Raw genomic sequence first — 15,231 nt, forward strand, 5'->3', positions numbered from 1 at the left:
GCTATCCGATCTTCCGGACATGATTGTCCCAGGCAAGGTCGGGCGCTTCGCTGATCAGGTTCGGGCCCTGCCACAGGCGCCCGCGTCCGTCGGAGATGAAGAAATCGCGGCCGTCCGGCGCAATGCCGCAGACGTCGGCGATGGCGCGGCTCTCGACAAAGCCGCGCGTTTCGGCGTCGAAGATCACCACATGCCCGCCGACAGGGCTGGTCGCCGCGACGCGGGTGCCCGCGTCGTTGACCGCGACCGCGCCGACATATTGGCGCATGCCTTCGTAAGCCGTTGACGGTGCGGCGATGAGCTGGGGATCGCTGCCCGGGCGGTGGGTGCCGACGAGGTCGACCGCGTCGGTTTCGCTGCCCTCGTACTGGCCGCCGAACCAGATCGTGCCGTTGGCGGCCTCGGCCATGTGGCGGATCGACAATTGATGGAGCGAAGCCGGCAGCATGACCTTGTCGACGAGGTCGCCGGTCACCGCGTCGAGATAGACCAGCGACGGCTCCATCGTCGGCAGGTTGAGCTTCATCCGGTCGTAGTCGGGATGCGTCGCGACGCCGCCGTTGCCGATGGCGATAGTGCGCCCGTCGCGCATCAGCAACGCTTCGTGCGGGCCGATGCCGTGAGTCGAGAGCTCACCAGTCCGGCGATAGCCGGCGGCGACATCGTAGACGCCGAGCACGCCGCGCTCTGCCTCAAAGTCGTTCTCCGTCGCGTAGAGCAGCCGTCCGTCGGCGGAGAAGAATCCGTGGCCGTAGAAATGCCGACCCTCCGGCGGCGCGAAGGTCGCCACCGGGCGGCGACCGGCAAGGTCGATGACCAGCGCGAAGAAACCGGGACGCCGGGCGAAGACGACGGCCACTGTCCGGTCTGGCGAGATCGCGATGTCGTGCGCTCGCCCGTCGATGCTTTCGCTGAAGAGAACAGTGCCGGCGTGATCGAGCACGGCGACCGAGAAATCGGCGTTGCCTTTCATCCGCGCGGCGACGAAGGCGGGGGCGCCGTCGGCGCGCGCCAGCGTCGCGATCGGCATGACGCCGAGAGCGGCGATCGCCTTGAGAAAATTGCGCCGGTCAATCGCCATCGAGTGAATTGAACCCTGTTATCAGGCCGAAGGCTGCCGGATAGCCCTGCTCGAGCAGTTCGACGGCACCGCCGAGCGGGATCTGGACGTAGCGAAGCGTGTCGTGGCCGTGCTCGTCGGCCACCACCGATTCCCACGGTGTATCGCCACGGGAGATGCCAGCCAGAGCGTGGTCGGCGCTGCTCATCTCGAAAGCGAGCGAACCGGCCTGCCAGTCCGCGCTCTCCGGCAGGATCGCGCCGATACCGTCCGGGCCGCAGAGCGAGACCACCGCCGCGAGATTGGCGCGGATCGAGGGGATCGTCAGGTTCGACCGCCAGAAAGGCGCCAGCTTTGGCTTCGCCTTGTCGGGCGTCGCGCCGATGGTGAAGGCCAGCTTCAGTTGCTGGTCGAGTTGCGTTTGTTCGCGACAGGATTTGATGAGTTCCTGGACGACCTCGCCATGCGAGCGATAGACCGGATTGTCCGGCCCTGCGTCGCGCATGAGGCCCGCGTAGCCATCCTCTGCCTTCCAGGCGTCGTCGAGGTCGCGCGTGGTCCTGGCGATCGCCCCGGCGATGGCCGCGCCGTAGCGGCAGCGGAAGGAGCGGTCGGATGCCGCAGTATCGGCAAGCGTGTCGCTGCCGGTGCCGAAGAGAACGAATTCCAGCGCGAAAAGGCCCTGAACGGCGACGCTCTTGCCGCGCAGGGTCTCGACGGCGGTTGCGCTTGCATCCTCGCTACCAAGGATCCCCTGAACCTGCTGCAGCCCGCGACCGCGCGGATCGGGCCAGAAGAACAGCCGCTCGTAGCGGTTCTCGTCGCGCACGGGGCCGAAGCGGAACATCTCGACGGTGGACCACGCCAACACCAGGGCGCCGAACCCCTCGCGCGCCAGCGCCAGCCTTTCGTCATCGGCCTGGAAGCAGAGGTCGCTGACGCGCTCCGCTTCGATCGCCGCTTTCGCCGCCAGCGCGTCGTAGCCGGGGATGATGATACGGTCGACGGCATCGATCACCGCCGGACGGAAGGCGACGGTCGGCCGTTCGCTGACGACTTCCTCGTCATCGGCGATGGCCGGACTAATGGCGATCGCCAGTGAGATCGCCGCAAGGATGATGTTTCGCTTCACGTCACAGGGACTCCAGGAATCGGATCAGCGCCGCGCGCTCGTCCGGTGTCGCCGCGACGACGGCATCGCGCGCCGCCTGCGCCTCGCCGCCGTGCCAGAGAACCGCCTCGAGCAGGTTCCGCGCCCGGCCGTCATGCAGGAGGAAGGTGTGCCCGCTGACCGTCTCGGTCAAGCCGATGCCCCACAGCGGCGCGGTGCGCCATTCGCTGCCGGACGCATCGCCGACCGGTCGCCCGTCCGCCAGGCCTTCGCCCATGTCATGGAGCAGCAGGTCGGTATAGGGCCAGATCAGATGGAAACGGTGTTCCGGCTGCGGCGCGTCTCGGCTGGTGACGTATTTCGGCGCGTGGCACGAGGCGCAGCCGAAGTCGTAGAACAGCGCCTTGCCCTCCAGCACCTGGGGGTCGTCGATGTCGCGGCGCGGCGGGACGCCGACGTTGCGGCTGTAGAAGGTGACCAGATCGAGGATGGGGTCCGGCGCCTCGACCGGCCCGAGCCTGTCCTGGACGCCGCTCGGTGCGTCGCGACAGATCGCCTGGGCGGTGGTGCATTCGCCGAAGGCCGGCGTGACCAGCGGCGTCGAGATGCCGATATCGCCGGAAAAGGCGTCAGCGGTCTGGGCCTTGATCGTCGGCGTCGAGGCCTTCCAGCCGAAGCGGCCGAGCGTCAGTTCGCCGGTCTCGGGATCGCGCACCATGCTGGCCTTTCCCGAGATGCCATCGCCATCGACATCGTCGGGATCGGCCCGGGCGAGGATGTCGCCGGGGTGGATGGCCTCCAGCAGGCCGACGCCGATCATCGGCGACGCGACCCGCGGCGACAGCATCACGTCGGGATCGATCGGGCCATAGCCAAGATCGGCGATGTCGTAGGTCGGTTTGCGCAGGACGACCGTCTCGCCACCGTTCAGGGTAACCGGTACGTCCTCGTAGTCGATCGTCATCGTGCCTTCGGCCGGGATTCCCTGCACGGCGAAATTCTGAAGCTGCCCGCCATAGGTCGGCTCGGGAATCCGCAATGTTGCCTTGCTGGCGAGTGCTTCGCGCTCCGCGTCCGTGCGGGGCGGCACCGACAGGCGCAGGAACATCGATACCGCCGCCTCGTTGGTATCGAGCGGCGGCCGGCCTCGCCCGTCCTTGAGGTGGCAGCGCTGGCAGGCGCGGGCGTTAAAGAGCGGTCCCAGCCCGTCCGAGGCCTGGGTGGAGGAGGGGGATGACACCCAGACCTTCTTGAACAGGCCGTTGCCGAGCTTGAAGTCCGTCTCGCCGCCGAAGCTCAGATTGCCGAGCGGGAAGGAGAAGGCGTTGTTGTTGGGCCGCGCATTGGCGGTTGCCGCGCCCGCCGACATGCGCTCGAACGGTTCGGCCGCGCCAAAGCTGGTGGCCGGCGCGACGATGGTCGCCACCCGGGCGCGGTCCTTGTCGTCGAGGTCGTCGCGGTGCGTGAGATAGGCGGCGGAGACGGCGCCGGTCGCCGTGACGACGGCAAGGGCCACAAGGCCGATCAGTTCACCACGATAGCGTTTGCACGCCGGCATGAAAGGTCACCACAAAGTGTGGCGGACGCCGGAACACCGACGTCCGCCCGATCATATTCGCCTGGCGCGATCCTACTGGAAGACCGCGTCCGGCGCATCAAGGCTGTCCGATCCCTCGATCTCGATGCCGCTCAGGTCAAGGGCGGCGATGGCGCGCTCGATCGACCGCGTCTGGTCGACCAGCCCGTCGATCGCCGCCTGGACGACCGCGTTGCCCTCGGGATTGTTCTCGCCGATCATCTGGTCATAGGCCTCGACCGTCTCGCCGCGCGCCCGCATCGCGGCCATCGCAAGCGTGGTCGCGTCGAGCTTCGTCGCGATCTCACGAGCAAGGTCGGCGTCGGTCTCGGCGATCAGGTCAACCGGTGCCGGTCCCTCGACCACCGAACCGTCGATGCGGCGATAGTGGCCGGTATAGACGTTGCGGATGCCAAGCTGGTCGGCGTAGTGGGAGTTGAAGGTGTTGTCCGAGAAGCAGTCATGCTCTTCCTCCGGATCGTGGAGCAGCAGGCCGAGCTTCATGCGCTCGCCGGCGAGCTCGCCGTAGGAGAGGGAGCCCATGCCGGTCAGGATCGTCGCCACCCCGGCGGCCGGATCGGCAAGGACGGCCTCGCGCGCGGCGCCGTCGGCCTGCCAGTTGGCGACCATTTCCTCAAGGTCGGAGAGGAGCAGCGACGACGCGGCCTGGAGGTAGGCGGCGCGGCGGTCGCAGTTTCCGCCGGTGCAGTTGGCCGTGTCGAAATCGGTCGCCGGACGCTTGCCGGCTCCGGGCCCGGTCCCGTTCAGGTCCTGACCCCAGAGCAGGAACTCGATGGCGTGGTAGCCGGTCGCGACATTGGCCTCGACTTCGCCGGCTTCCTGCAGGACGTCCTGCAGGAATGCGGGAGTGATGGCGCTGGCGTCGACCGTCTCGCCGTCGATGGTCAGGTTGGCGTTGGCGATCACGTTGACGGTGTAAAGGGGGTTGGCGTCCGACTCGCTGCCATAGGCGGCGTCGACATAGTCGATCAGACCTTCGTCGAGCGGCCACGCGTTCACCCGGCCCTCCCAGTCGTCGACGATCGGATTGCCGAAGCGGTAGACCTCGGTCTGCTGGTAGGGCGCACGGGCCACAATCCATGCCGCCCGCGCGGCGTTCAGCGTTGCCTCGGACGGGTTAGCGACCAGGCTGCCGATCGCCGCGTCGAGGGCCTGCGCCGTGGTCAGCGAATCCTCGTATCCGGCCAGCGCGATGTCGGCATAGGTGGTGAGGACATCCTTGACCTCGACGGCCTGCGCCGCGCCGATCCACAAGCCGGACGCCAATATGGGCGCGGCAGCGAAACGCAGGGCGGTTGTCGTCAGAATTCGCATCGATAGTCTCCTTGGCAAGGACGCGGAGGGAAAGAATTGAATAATTCCAGAGTAGAATATCAGTCTGAAACTATTCGATTCTGTATTGCAGGGCGATAGCCATCTTGAAAATAATTCTAAACTGTATTGTTTACTCGACGGCAACGTATTGGCCGAGACATGGACGGTCAAATGCTATCTTTTTGAATAGGTCTAGTTAAAAGCTGGAGATGTTCCCGCCGTCGGCCTAGCCGCGGGCGGTCCGCGTCCAGATCGCTGCCGCCACGCCGGCCAGCGCCAGGAGTCCCATGCAGATGGTCAGCGGGAAGACCGAATGGGTGGCGGCGAGGAGGGCGCCGATCAGCACGGTCGCGATGGCCCCGAAACCGATCTGCATGCTGCCGGCCAGGCCGGAGGCCGCGCCGGCGAGGTCAGGCCGCACCGAGACCGCGCCTGCAAGCGAATTCGCCAATGTCAGGCCGTTGGCGAAGCCGATGACATACATCGGCATGAACAGGGCGAGCGGGTGGTACCAGCCGACCAGGAACGCCGCCGCCATGCCGAGGACGGCGAGGAAGGTCAACGAACTCCCGATCACCAGCATCGCGAACAGGCCGGTCCGCTGGGCGTAGCGCGCGGTGAGAAAATTGCCGATCAGGAAGCCGCCTGGAACCAGGATGAAATACAGGCCGTATTCGGTCCCGGTCATGCCCATCATGTCGACGGCGACGAAGGGCGTTCCACCGAGAAAGGAAAAGAACACCGCGGTCGCGAAGGCACAGGTCAGGGCGTAGGCCCAGAAGGCCGGAATCCTGCCGAGCGTCGCGAAGCTGTAGCGCAGCGTCGGTTGAGCTTCGAGACCTCTTTGCTGTGTATTTGTCTCCGGCAGAAAGAGAAGGCAGACAATCCCGACCGCCACGCCGAGACCGGCCTGCAGCATGAAGATCGATCGCCAGCCGAAACTGTCGTTGAGCAGGCCGCCGATCATCGGTCCGACCATCGGCGCCATGGCGAAACCCATGGTCACATAGCCGAGCATGCTGGCCGCCCTGTCGCGCTCGTAGCGGTCACGTATCATGGCGCGGCCGACAACGATACCGACGCAGCCGCCGGCGCCCTGGGCGACCCGCGCGGCGATCAGTATCCCGATGGTCGGGGCGCTGGCGCAGACCACCGTCGCGACAATGAAGACCGTCAAGCCCGCCAGCAGAACGGGCCTCCGGCCGAAGCGGTCCGACATGGGGCCGAGCAGAAGCTGGGAAGCCGCCGTGGCAAACAGATAGGCGGACAGAACGAGCTGGATCGTCGCCTGGTTGGTCTGCAGGCCGACCATGATGTCCGGCATCGCCGGGACGAACATGTTGATGGCGATGGGATTGAGGGCGGAAACGACGATGAGGGTGGCGATGAAGGCGCGTGGTGAGGCGGCAAGAGGCCGCGCGCCGATCATATGTCGATGTCGCTCTCGGCGACGATTCTTGCGAGGCGGCGTTCGCGATGGAAGGTGTAGATGCCGGTCGCGATGATGATCGTCGTGCCGACCAGCATCAGCAGGTCGGGCACCTCGCCCCAAACCACGAAGCCGACGAGGATCGCCCAGACCACGACCGAGTAGCGGAAGGGAGCGATAACGGCGATGTCGCCATGGCGCATGAAGTCGACCGCGGTGAGGTAGCCACCGATCAGGAAGACCGCGGAGCCGACCAGCAGGGCCATGCCGTTCGCGCTCGGCAAGACCCATACTTCACCGCTGGCGAGGCTGAGCACCGGTCCGATGAGCCCGACCGCGACCGCGGTCGCCAACGCGACCAGCAGCGCCGGCAAGTTGCGCGGCATCATCCGCGTGGTCATGTCGCGCAAGGTGATGAAGACCATCGACGCCAGAGCGACGAGACTGAAGGCATTGAACCCGGCGAACCCCGGCCGGACGACGATGAGGACGCCGATCAGGCCGACGCCGATGGCGAGCCAGCGCTTCCAGCCGACCTGATCGCCGAGGAAGATCGCGGCGCAGGCCGTCACCATGAGCGGCACCACCTGGAGAATGGCATTGGCGTTGGCGATCGGGATCTGGAAGAGCGCGATAAGAAAGAGAACGGAGCCGCAGATCTCTGCAAGCAGGCGGAGCAGGATCGCCAGGCTCCAGAGCCTCTTCAGCTGGCGGTGGGCGCCGGTCCAGATGACGATCGGCACGAGCAGAAGCGAAGCGAACAGCCCGCGAATGAAGAGAAGTTCGCCGAGCGGCAACTCGCTGTTCGCCAGCTTGACCAACGTGTCGTTGACAAGGAACAGCAGGTTGCACGCCGTGATCCCGACGATGCCGCGCAATGTCTCCCGGAACGGGGTCATATCGGATTGAACTTTTTGAAAGGTGACGCGAGCGCCAGGAGCGTCGCCGTCAGTCGGCGGGAAACGCGAATAATCCCCTTTACAGCGTGAATGGGCCCGGATGCAATCCAGTCGTAGGGGCGCGGTGGGACAAAACGGGGCCGGTTTCCCGACCCCGTCTCTCAAGGCAGTCGTCAGAGGCGGACCGGATTGATGATCGGCGGATCGTCGGTCTCGCCCGGCGGCAGGGCGAGAAAGAATTCGGCGTGGTACCAGCCGTTCGCCTCGTGGCCGGTCGGATCAATACCGAGGGACGCCAGCTTTGCGAGCACTTCCTCCCGCTCGTCCCGTCCGGCGAAACGCCGCTGGCGGAACGTCTGGCCCTTGAGGTGGTAGACGGCATATCCGCGCGCCTTGAGCATATCGGCGATTTCGTCAATCGGGAACATGCGGAGCGCGAAGAGCGCCATCCACGGGGCCCGCGTCGCGCTGTCGAGGATGCGGGTGAATGTCGGTGCGCCGACGTAGCCGATGGCGCCCGTCGAAATCACCAGATCGGTCGGCGCCACCAGTGCCGCTTCCGCCGTGGTTGGGTCGCGCGACTCGAAGTCTGCAACAATTCCCGCGTCGAGGATGTTGGCCTCGCAGGCGTATGCGATTGCCTCGTCCGACGTGTCGAGCCCGACGGTCTGAATGTCCGGTTCGTTGTCGCTCTGGAACAGGCCACGGTCGCGGTCGATCAATTGCTGGTGGGAGAGGCCGGCTGTCGCCTGGCGGTTGTAGAGATTGAAGAGCTCGGACAACCCGTAGCCGTGCTTGAGCAGCGCGCTGTTGACCCCATAGGAACAGCCGACATCAAGAATGGTGGCGCTATTCTGCTCCCGCGTCGCCCTCAGGGCGCCGAGAATCCGGCCAAAGAGCGAACTGGCCGACTCGGGGATGCGATATTCCAGGGTGACGAGGGTCTGGTAGTAGCTGCGAGGGTCGGCCTGGCCGTAAACGCCGCTCAGGTCGATCTTTCCGTCATCGTCGAGATCGAAGCTGTCTAGTACAGTCACTTTCACAATACTCCAAAATATTCCGCGCGCGGCTGGCGAGCCGCGTTCGAACCTCCGGTTGGTTTCAGATGCACAGGCATTATGGACCGGATTCGCGGCGGACGCCACGCCGGGAGCAAATCAACCGCCGGTGACGCTCATATGACGCGAGACCGCGGGCCGTCCGGCGCGTCGGTCGATGATGAAGTCATGGCCCTTCGGTTTGCGCGAAATGGCCTCCACGATCGCCGCCTGAAGCGGTCCGTCGCTCTCTGAAGCCCGCAAGGCCGTGCGCAAATCGGCCGCGTCCTCCTGGCCGAGGCACATATAGAGCGTGCCGGTGCAGGTGACGCGCACGCGATTGCAGCTCTCGCAGAAATTGTGCGTTAACGGCGTTATGAAGCCGAGGCGACCGCCGGTCTCGCGAATCTCCACATAACGCGCCGGCCCGCCGGTCTTGTACGGGATATCGACCAGCGACCAGCGCTCGCCGAGTCGCTGACGGACCTCGGCAAGCGGCAGGTACTGGTCGACCCGGTCCGGCTCGATCTCGCCGAGCGGCATCGTCTCGATCAGGGTCAGGTCCATGCCGTCCCCGTGCGCCCATCGGATCATGTCGTCGAATTCGTGCTCGTTGACGCCTTTCAGCGCCACCGCGTTGATCTTGACCTTCAGGCCCGCCGCCTGCGCGGCGCGAATGCCCTCCTGGACCTTGGCGAGATCGCCCCAGCGGGTGATCGCCTTGAACTTGACCGGGTCCAGCGTGTCGACGGAGACGTTGACCCGCCGAACGCCGCAGGCAACCAGTTCCGCCGCATGGCGCGCCAGTTGCGATCCATTCGTCGTCAGCGTCAGTTCCTCGAGGTCGCCGCTGTCGAGATGCCGGCTGATCGACCGGATTAGGCTCATGATGTTCTTGCGCACCAGAGGCTCGCCGCCGGTGAGGCGAAGCTTTCGCACCCCCTGGGCGATGAAGGCCGAGCAGAGCCGGTCGAGTTCCTCCAGAGACAGCACATCCCGCTTCGGCAGGAAGGTCATGTCCTCGGCCATGCAGTAGACGCATCGGAAATCGCAGCGGTCGGTGACCGAGACCCGCAGATAGGTAACGGCCCTGCCGAAGGGGTCGACAAGGGGAGCGGTGCGAGACTCCGGCATGTGGGACACGGGTTTCGTTCCTCGATCGGTTCGTTCGACCATATCGAGTCTTTACATGGAGAGCCAGACCGCCGTTTCCAAGGGCGCGGGGCTTGTGGTCGGCCCGCCATGCTCCTAATCAGGTTGCATGAACGACAGACAGCCTTGGCCGACGGAAGTGAAGCTGCGCAGCGACCGGCGCTCGATCGGCATCCGCTTCGATGACGGATCCGCCTATGACCTGCGCGCGGAGTATCTGCGGGTTCTCAGTCCCTCGGCGGAAGTCCAGGGACACTCGCCGGAGCAGCGGCAGACCGTTGGCGGCAAGATCGACGTGGCGATCACCGCCATCGATCCTGTCGGCAACTACGCAGTGCGCCTGACCTTTTCGGACGGGCACGACAGCGGTCTTTTCTCCTGGAATTATCTTCGCAAGCTCGGTGAAGACGAAGCCGAGCTATGGAACGGCTACCTGGCCGAGCTCAAGGAAAAAGGGCTCGCGCGCGAGCCCCGGCGCCCGGGCTGAACCGGGCGCCGCCGTATTCTAGTTGGCGACGGTCTCGACTTCGTCCATGACCGCCGTCACGTCGTCACCCGCCGGTTCGGCGGCCGGGACGATGACGTCGTCATCCTTGACGGGCGCTTCGACCACAACCTCTTCAACGACAACCTCCTCGGTCGCGACGGGCGTGACGAGGGCTTCGTCGTCCTTGACCCGCACTTCGTCGACGACGGCAACGGCTGCGACCGGCGCGACGACGAGCACGTCGTCATCCTTCACCCGCGCACCATCGACGATCGAGCCGGTCGGCTCGGCATCCGGGGCGAGAACGACCACGCCGTCATCCTTGGTCATCGGCTCTTCGAGATCGGCGACGACCGGGTCCGGCTCCTTCGGTGCGGGCGGCGGCGGATTGGCGAGGGCGGCGAGGCGCGCATTGCTTTCGCGACCCGTCAGCACCACGACCCGGCTGCCCACCTTGACGCGCTCATAGAGGTGCGTGACATCGTCGTTGGTCAGGCGGATACAGCCCGAGGACACGGCACGGCCGATCGACCAGGGCTCGTTCGATCCATGAATTCGGTAGAGCGTGCCGCCGATATAGAGGGCGCGCGCGCCAAGCGGATTTTTCGGGCCGCCTTCCATATAGGCGGGAAGAATCCGGCCTTTCTTCTTCTCGCGGGCGATCATCTCGGGCGGCGGAGTCCAGCCCGGCCATTCGGCCTTGCGCGAAATCCAGTCGGCGCCAGACCACTGGAAGCCTTCCTTGCCGACGCCGACGCCGTATTTCAGCGCCTTGCCGCCCTCGAGGATATAGTAGAGCCGGGCTTCGGCGGTGTTGACGACGATCGTGTTCGGCTTGAACGGGCCGTCATATTTGACGGTCTGCCGCTTGATCGGCGAGTAATTCTTTGGAACGACGCGCTTGGCGTCGGTGTCGTACTTGAGCCACTTGCCGGTCGCCTGATCCCAGTAGGATTTGACCGCCGCATTCGCGTCCACACTACCGAGCCATGCGATGGCCAGTCCGGCGGCAAGGAGAACAGATTTCCGCATCGAGTTACTGCCCCTGAATCACGAAACCTCGCGCACTATCGCACGATCCACTTTCCTGTTTGCCGAATTCTCGCTGCGTCGGCAACAGTCCGAAGTCCAAACACCCTGTATCCCGGTGGTTTTCGGGCAGGTGTGTTTCTACTGCAACGAAGCCACGATTCGGTTAATCGAGCCTTACGCCGCCATGACTGCGGTCGCCCGCCTCGAGGCAAAGATCGAGGACGCGCTGGATCGCCGCCCCGCGACGGAAGCCGGGATCGGCGTTGACGCCGCTGCGCACCGCGTCGATGAAGCGCTTGTAGACAGAGGCTACGGGTGCGCAGGTCACCTCCCGCCAGGTCTGGGTGTCGAGGTCCATGCCGGTGCATTTGCCAAGCCAGGACTTCCGCCCGTCGGTGGTGAGTTGCAGCCCGCCATGGCTGCCGAACAGGTCGAGGCGCAATGTATTGGCATAGCCGGTCGCCCAGCGGGAGGCGTGGATCACCCCCAGCGCGCCATTGGCAAGTTCGACAGTCATCGCGAATGAATCGTTCGCGTCGAGCGGGTATTCGCCGATCTGGTCGCCTTCCGCCTTGCGGAAGGTCTTGGCCCGGCTCTCCATCCAGACGATGTCGTTGGCCGCCGCGTAGGTCGCGAAGTCGATGACGTGGATGCCGATGTCGCCAACCACGCCATGGCTGCCGTGCTTGGTCGACAGCCGCCACAGCCACCGGTCCTCGGTGCGCCAGTCGCCCCAGTGGTGGCCGACAAGCCAGCTCTGGAGGTAGGACGCCTCGAAATGGCGGATTTCCCCGATCTCGCCGCTGAGCACGATCTGCCGCGTCTTCTCGAGCGCCGGCGATCCGCGATAGCTCAGGTTGACCATGTTGATGATGCCGCGCTTCTCGGCCTCTTCGGTCATTTCCATCGCCAGCTTGTAGTCGGTCGCCAGCGGCTTTTCGCACAGCACATGCTTGCCCGCCGCGATCAGCTTCATCGTCGTCGGGTAGTGGACCACGTCGGGCGTGACGTTGGTCGCGGCGCTGAACCCGTTCCAGGCGATGGCATCGTCGAGGTCGGTGAACTTGTTGGGGATGTTGTGCTCGTCACAAAATCCGGCGAGCCGGTCCGAATTCGGCTCCACGGCGGCGACGATCTCGACGCCCTCCAGCATGCCAAAGGAAAGGGCATGCTGGCGGGCCATGCCGCCAGTGCCGATGATAAGCAGCTTGACCATGGCGATCTACCGGAAGCCGATCTCACCGTCGACGTGCAGCGTCGGTCCGCGTTCGACGATCGGCTCGAGCGCCTTGTCGGTCGGCCGGTTCGGCGCATCGCTGATGTCGGTCAGGGCAGGGGCCGGGTTGGCCGCCCATTTCACCGCATTGCGCAGCACGGTCTGGACGTTGGCGTCCGTGTAGATCGGATAGACCTCGTGGCCCGGCGAGAAATAGAAGATCCGGCCGGCGCCGCGCTGGTAGGTCAGGCCCGAGCGGAAGACCTCGCCGCCGTCGTACCAGCTGATGAAGACCGTCTCCATCGGCTCCGGCACGGCGAAGGGCTCGCCATACATCTCGGTCTGCGGAATGACGAAATGGGAATCGAGCCCCTGGGCGATCGGGTGGCCGCGATTGATGACCCAGATCCGCTCCTTCTCGCCCGCCTCGCGCCATGTCAGCGAGCAGGGAGTTCCCATCAGCTTCTTGAAGATCTTCGAGAAGTGGCCGGAATGCAGGACCAGAAGCCCCATCCCTTCCCACACCCGCTGGGCGACGCGCTCGACGACCGCGTCATCGACGCCGCCGTGATCCCTGTGCCCCCACCAGGTCAGCACGTCGGTCCTGGCCAGTCGTTCCTCGCTCAACCCGTGCTCGGGCTGCTCCATCGTCGCGGTGGTCGCCTCGATGCCGGCGTCCTGGTTCAGCGCGTCGGCGATCGTGCCATGCATGCCGTTCGGGTAAAGGTCGCGGACGACCTCGTTCTCGCGGTCATGAATGTTCTCGCCCCAGACGACCACTTGGATGGCCATGGTTGTTTCTCCTGCGATGTTCCGTGCTGTTGGGCCTCCCTTCGCAAATGATCGCCGGAATAGCCAGACGCTTTTTTGGGCGATCTGCTTTCCACGCGAGGGAAATTATCGCAGGCTGGAAATGGCCGGGCGGCTGGCATCGAAGCGCTTTGGGCGGGATGGACGCATGAAACACCGGATCAATCGATTGGCGCTGCTCCTGTTTCTGCCGATTCTCGTGGTCTCTGTTCCGCAGGCCCGGGCCGACCTCGTTCATTCGACGCAGTACCGCAACCACACCGTGCGCGGCACGACGCCGCCCGAGGTCTGGCGATACATGAATGCCCATCCGATCATGGATCCCGACGATGGCCCGGCTTATGCCAACCTGACCCATGACCACGATCTCAGCCTGCAGACGGGGACCCGCAACGGCCGGTGCGAGGTGACATCGCTGACCTTTCGCTGGCGCTTCGTCCTGACGCTGCCCAAGGCCGCCGACTATGGCCGGATGAGCGGCGCGACGCAGGCGATGTGGACAAGCTTCCTCGCCGGACTCAAGCGGCACGAGGAGACCCATCGCACGATCTTTCTCGAATGCGGCGCGCAGTTCGTCCCGGCGGCCGAGCGCCTGACGGGACCGGCCGGCTGTTTCGGGATGAAGCGCAAGGTGCAGCGCTTCATCGATCAGCGGTACGCAACCTGCATGGCGAAGCAGAAGGCATTCGAGAGGCAGGACCGGTCGCGGATTCTCGGTCTCGCTTTCATCCGGGCGGCAACCGGCAAGTAAGGGCAAGCAAAGCCATGCGCGATATCCTCGATCACTGCGGCGACATCCCGCTCGAACGGTTCGACGCCGGCGCGGTGATGCTCGAAGAAGGCCAGTGGTCGGGCCGGCTTCTCGTGCTCGAGGAAGGCGAGGTCGAAGTGCTTCGCGGCGACACGCGCGTGGCGCTCATAGCCGAACCGGGATCGATGTTCGGCGAGATGTCGGTGCTCCTCGACGTGCCGCATACGGCGACCGTAAGGGCGCTGTCGCCGGTGACCGCGCGTCTTGCCGACGACGGCGCGGCGTTCCTGAAGCGGCATCCGGAGATCGCCTTCTTCCTCGCCCGGTTGCTGGCCCAGCGCCTGAATGCCGCGACCACCTACCTCGTCGATATCAAGCAGCAATTCGAGGGACATGGCGACCATCTCGGCATGGTCGGCGAGGTGCTGGATGCGCTGATCCACAACCAGCAGGACGATTTCACGCCGGGCTCGGATCGCGAGCCCGATCCCCGGATGTGAGCCAGTCCGGCGGAGCCCGAAGCGGCTCGATCGGCCGCACGAGCGGCTGGTCGAGGCGCACCATCTGGCTGCCGGCGGCGGAGAACCACACCGCGGTCTGGTGATCGGTGTCGAGGATGATATAGGCCGGCGGCGCCCCGTATTGGTGGCCGGCGTTGAAGATCCAGGTGTCGCCGATCCGATCGGCCCACGATCCGTCCTTGATAAACGGCGACTGGTGAACGTGGCCGGAAAAGACGATGTCCGGCTGATACTCGGCGACCCATTTTTCCAGTTCCGCATCGCCGAAGGATCGGCTGCCGCCCCAACTGGTCGGGCTCTTGTCCGGCGGTGCGTGATAGACCCAAATCCATTTCGCCGGGCGGCGTTCGGCTTCGGCGCGAAGCTGTTCGCCGATCGCCGCGCGCTCGGCAGGGCCGTCCCACCATGCGCACATCGTGAACAGGGTGTCGTCGATCAGCAGCGACTGGCCGTCGGCAGGCACGCCGACGCGGCCGAGCTCGCGGATCCATCGCGCCACCTTCTCCCCGGCTTCGTTGCGCGAATCGAGATCGTGGTTGCCGGAGCAGGTGAGGAGTTGCGCCTTGGTTTTGAGCCGGTCGAGATACTTCTGGACGACGACGACCTGGGCCCGGAAATCGACCATCGAGGACAGGTCGAGATGGTCGCCGGCGACGACCACGACATCGAAATCCTCAGCAACGCTCACCACCCAGTCATACTGTGGCAGCGAATAGTGCAGGTCAGCGACGGCGAGCAGGCGCATCTGCGGAAGCTCCGGCGGAGTCGGCAGGCGAGATTAGGCGCTGGCGGTGAACGTGTCAGCCGGCGCCGCT

The 15,231-nt window shown here is 65.2% G+C and carries 15 protein-coding genes; 3 read left to right on the forward strand and 12 right to left on the reverse strand.

Going from position 1 to position 15,231, the window contains the following annotated elements; genetic code table 11:
* Nucleotide 1 precedes the first annotated feature (1 nt).
* The 8 genes from BLT60_RS12320 to moaA form a co-directional block, all read right to left on the reverse strand.
* Nucleotides 2-1,081, reverse strand: coding sequence for a DUF1513 domain-containing protein (locus BLT60_RS12320; protein ID WP_090876727.1), 1,080 nt, complete (start codon nucleotides 1,079-1,081; stop codon nucleotides 2-4).
* Nucleotides 1,071-2,192 (reverse strand): imelysin family protein, encoded by a 1,122-nt coding sequence (locus tag BLT60_RS12325; protein WP_090876728.1) that lies wholly within the window; start codon nucleotides 2,190-2,192, stop codon nucleotides 1,071-1,073. Before BLT60_RS12325 ends, BLT60_RS12320 begins: the two co-directional genes overlap by 11 nt.
* 1 nt (nucleotide 2,193) lies before the next feature.
* The gene (locus BLT60_RS12330) at nucleotides 2,194-3,729 is read right to left on the reverse strand and encodes a di-heme oxidoreductase family protein (RefSeq protein WP_090876729.1); all 1,536 of its coding nucleotides are present in this window, start codon (nucleotides 3,727-3,729) and stop codon (nucleotides 2,194-2,196) included.
* Nucleotides 3,730-3,801: 72 nt separating this feature from the next.
* Nucleotides 3,802-5,082 carry an imelysin family protein gene (locus BLT60_RS12335; RefSeq protein ID WP_090876730.1) on the reverse strand — a complete coding sequence of 427 codons (1,281 nt, stop codon included), beginning with the start codon at nucleotides 5,080-5,082 and terminating at the stop codon, nucleotides 3,802-3,804.
* A gap of 226 nt (nucleotides 5,083-5,308) precedes the next feature.
* Nucleotides 5,309-6,511, reverse strand: coding sequence for a multidrug effflux MFS transporter (locus BLT60_RS12340; RefSeq protein ID WP_090876731.1), 1,203 nt, complete (start codon nucleotides 6,509-6,511; stop codon nucleotides 5,309-5,311).
* Nucleotides 6,508-7,410: a DMT family transporter gene (locus BLT60_RS12345; protein WP_090876732.1), complete on the reverse strand. Its 903-nt coding sequence runs from the start codon at nucleotides 7,408-7,410 to the stop codon at nucleotides 6,508-6,510. Before BLT60_RS12345 ends, BLT60_RS12340 begins: the two co-directional genes overlap by 4 nt.
* 173 nt (nucleotides 7,411-7,583) lie before the next feature.
* The gene (locus tag BLT60_RS12350; RefSeq protein ID WP_090876733.1) at nucleotides 7,584-8,447 is read right to left on the reverse strand and encodes a class I SAM-dependent methyltransferase; all 864 of its coding nucleotides are present in this window, start codon (nucleotides 8,445-8,447) and stop codon (nucleotides 7,584-7,586) included.
* Between the two features lie 120 nt (nucleotides 8,448-8,567).
* Nucleotides 8,568-9,581 carry a GTP 3',8-cyclase MoaA gene (gene moaA / locus BLT60_RS12355; RefSeq protein WP_090876734.1) on the reverse strand — a complete coding sequence of 338 codons (1,014 nt, stop codon included), beginning with the start codon at nucleotides 9,579-9,581 and terminating at the stop codon, nucleotides 8,568-8,570.
* A 127-nt stretch (nucleotides 9,582-9,708) separates the two neighbouring features.
* On the opposite strand from moaA, the gene BLT60_RS12360 reads away from it, so the two are divergent.
* Nucleotides 9,709-10,086, forward strand: coding sequence for a gamma-butyrobetaine hydroxylase family protein (locus BLT60_RS12360; protein WP_090876735.1), 378 nt, complete (start codon nucleotides 9,709-9,711; stop codon nucleotides 10,084-10,086).
* An 18-nt stretch (nucleotides 10,087-10,104) separates the two neighbouring features.
* Here BLT60_RS12360 and BLT60_RS25040 read toward each other — a convergent pair whose 3' ends face one another.
* The 3 genes from BLT60_RS25040 to BLT60_RS12375 all read right to left on the reverse strand — a co-directional run bounded on the left by BLT60_RS25040 (nucleotide 10,105) and on the right by BLT60_RS12375 (nucleotide 13,126).
* Nucleotides 10,105-11,118: a L,D-transpeptidase gene (locus BLT60_RS25040; protein WP_090876736.1), complete on the reverse strand. Its 1,014-nt coding sequence runs from the start codon at nucleotides 11,116-11,118 to the stop codon at nucleotides 10,105-10,107.
* Between the two features lie 163 nt (nucleotides 11,119-11,281).
* Complete coding sequence (locus BLT60_RS12370) at nucleotides 11,282-12,334, reverse strand: Gfo/Idh/MocA family protein (protein ID WP_090876737.1); 1,053 nt, start codon at nucleotides 12,332-12,334, stop codon at nucleotides 11,282-11,284.
* A 6-nt stretch (nucleotides 12,335-12,340) separates the two neighbouring features.
* A complete protein-coding gene (locus tag BLT60_RS12375; protein WP_090876738.1) occupies nucleotides 12,341-13,126 on the reverse strand; it encodes a ThuA domain-containing protein in 786 nt (261 codons plus the stop codon).
* A gap of 166 nt (nucleotides 13,127-13,292) precedes the next feature.
* On the opposite strand from BLT60_RS12375, the gene BLT60_RS12380 reads away from it, so the two are divergent.
* Together BLT60_RS12380 and BLT60_RS12385 are read left to right on the forward strand one after the other, a co-directional pair.
* Entirely contained in the window at nucleotides 13,293-13,895 is a 603-nt protein-coding gene (locus BLT60_RS12380) for a DUF922 domain-containing protein (RefSeq protein WP_175478403.1), read from the forward strand.
* A 14-nt stretch (nucleotides 13,896-13,909) separates the two neighbouring features.
* Nucleotides 13,910-14,395, forward strand: a complete 486-nt coding sequence (locus BLT60_RS12385; RefSeq protein ID WP_090876740.1) for a Crp/Fnr family transcriptional regulator — start codon at nucleotides 13,910-13,912, stop codon at nucleotides 14,393-14,395.
* Here the strand turns inward: BLT60_RS12385 and BLT60_RS12390 are convergent.
* Nucleotides 14,355-15,161 carry a metallophosphoesterase family protein gene (locus BLT60_RS12390; protein WP_090876741.1) on the reverse strand — a complete coding sequence of 269 codons (807 nt, stop codon included), beginning with the start codon at nucleotides 15,159-15,161 and terminating at the stop codon, nucleotides 14,355-14,357. The genes BLT60_RS12385 and BLT60_RS12390 overlap by 41 nt on opposite strands.
* Between the last annotated feature and the right edge of the window lie 70 nt (nucleotides 15,162-15,231).

This window comes from Bauldia litoralis (genome assembly GCF_900104485.1).
Taxonomy (GTDB): Bacteria; Pseudomonadota; Alphaproteobacteria; order Rhizobiales; family Kaistiaceae; genus Bauldia; species Bauldia litoralis.

Excerpts from the sequence above, each read along its gene's own strand:
- BLT60_RS12320 (WP_090876727.1), bottom strand. The coding sequence starts at position 1,081 with ATGGCGATTGACCGGCGCAATTTTCTCAAGGCGATCGCCGCTCTCGGC.
- BLT60_RS12330 (WP_090876729.1), bottom strand. The coding sequence starts at position 3,729 with ATGCCGGCGTGCAAACGCTATCGTGGTGAACTGATCGGCCTTGTGGCC.
- BLT60_RS12360 (WP_090876735.1), top strand. The coding sequence starts at position 9,709 with ATGAACGACAGACAGCCTTGGCCGACGGAAGTGAAGCTGCGCAGCGAC.
- BLT60_RS12375 (WP_090876738.1), bottom strand. The coding sequence starts at position 13,126 with ATGGCCATCCAAGTGGTCGTCTGGGGCGAGAACATTCATGACCGCGAG.
- BLT60_RS12340 (WP_090876731.1), bottom strand. The coding sequence starts at position 6,511 with ATGATCGGCGCGCGGCCTCTTGCCGCCTCACCACGCGCCTTCATCGCC.
- BLT60_RS12385 (WP_090876740.1), top strand. The coding sequence starts at position 13,910 with ATGCGCGATATCCTCGATCACTGCGGCGACATCCCGCTCGAACGGTTC.
- moaA (WP_090876734.1), bottom strand. The coding sequence starts at position 9,581 with ATGCCGGAGTCTCGCACCGCTCCCCTTGTCGACCCCTTCGGCAGGGCC.
- BLT60_RS25040 (WP_090876736.1), bottom strand. The coding sequence starts at position 11,118 with ATGCGGAAATCTGTTCTCCTTGCCGCCGGACTGGCCATCGCATGGCTC.
- BLT60_RS12390 (WP_090876741.1), bottom strand. The coding sequence starts at position 15,161 with ATGCGCCTGCTCGCCGTCGCTGACCTGCACTATTCGCTGCCACAGTAT.
- BLT60_RS12345 (WP_090876732.1), bottom strand. The coding sequence starts at position 7,410 with ATGACCCCGTTCCGGGAGACATTGCGCGGCATCGTCGGGATCACGGCG.
- BLT60_RS12370 (WP_090876737.1), bottom strand. The coding sequence starts at position 12,334 with ATGGTCAAGCTGCTTATCATCGGCACTGGCGGCATGGCCCGCCAGCAT.
- BLT60_RS12335 (WP_090876730.1), bottom strand. The coding sequence starts at position 5,082 with ATGCGAATTCTGACGACAACCGCCCTGCGTTTCGCTGCCGCGCCCATA.
- BLT60_RS12380 (WP_175478403.1), top strand. The coding sequence starts at position 13,293 with ATGAAACACCGGATCAATCGATTGGCGCTGCTCCTGTTTCTGCCGATT.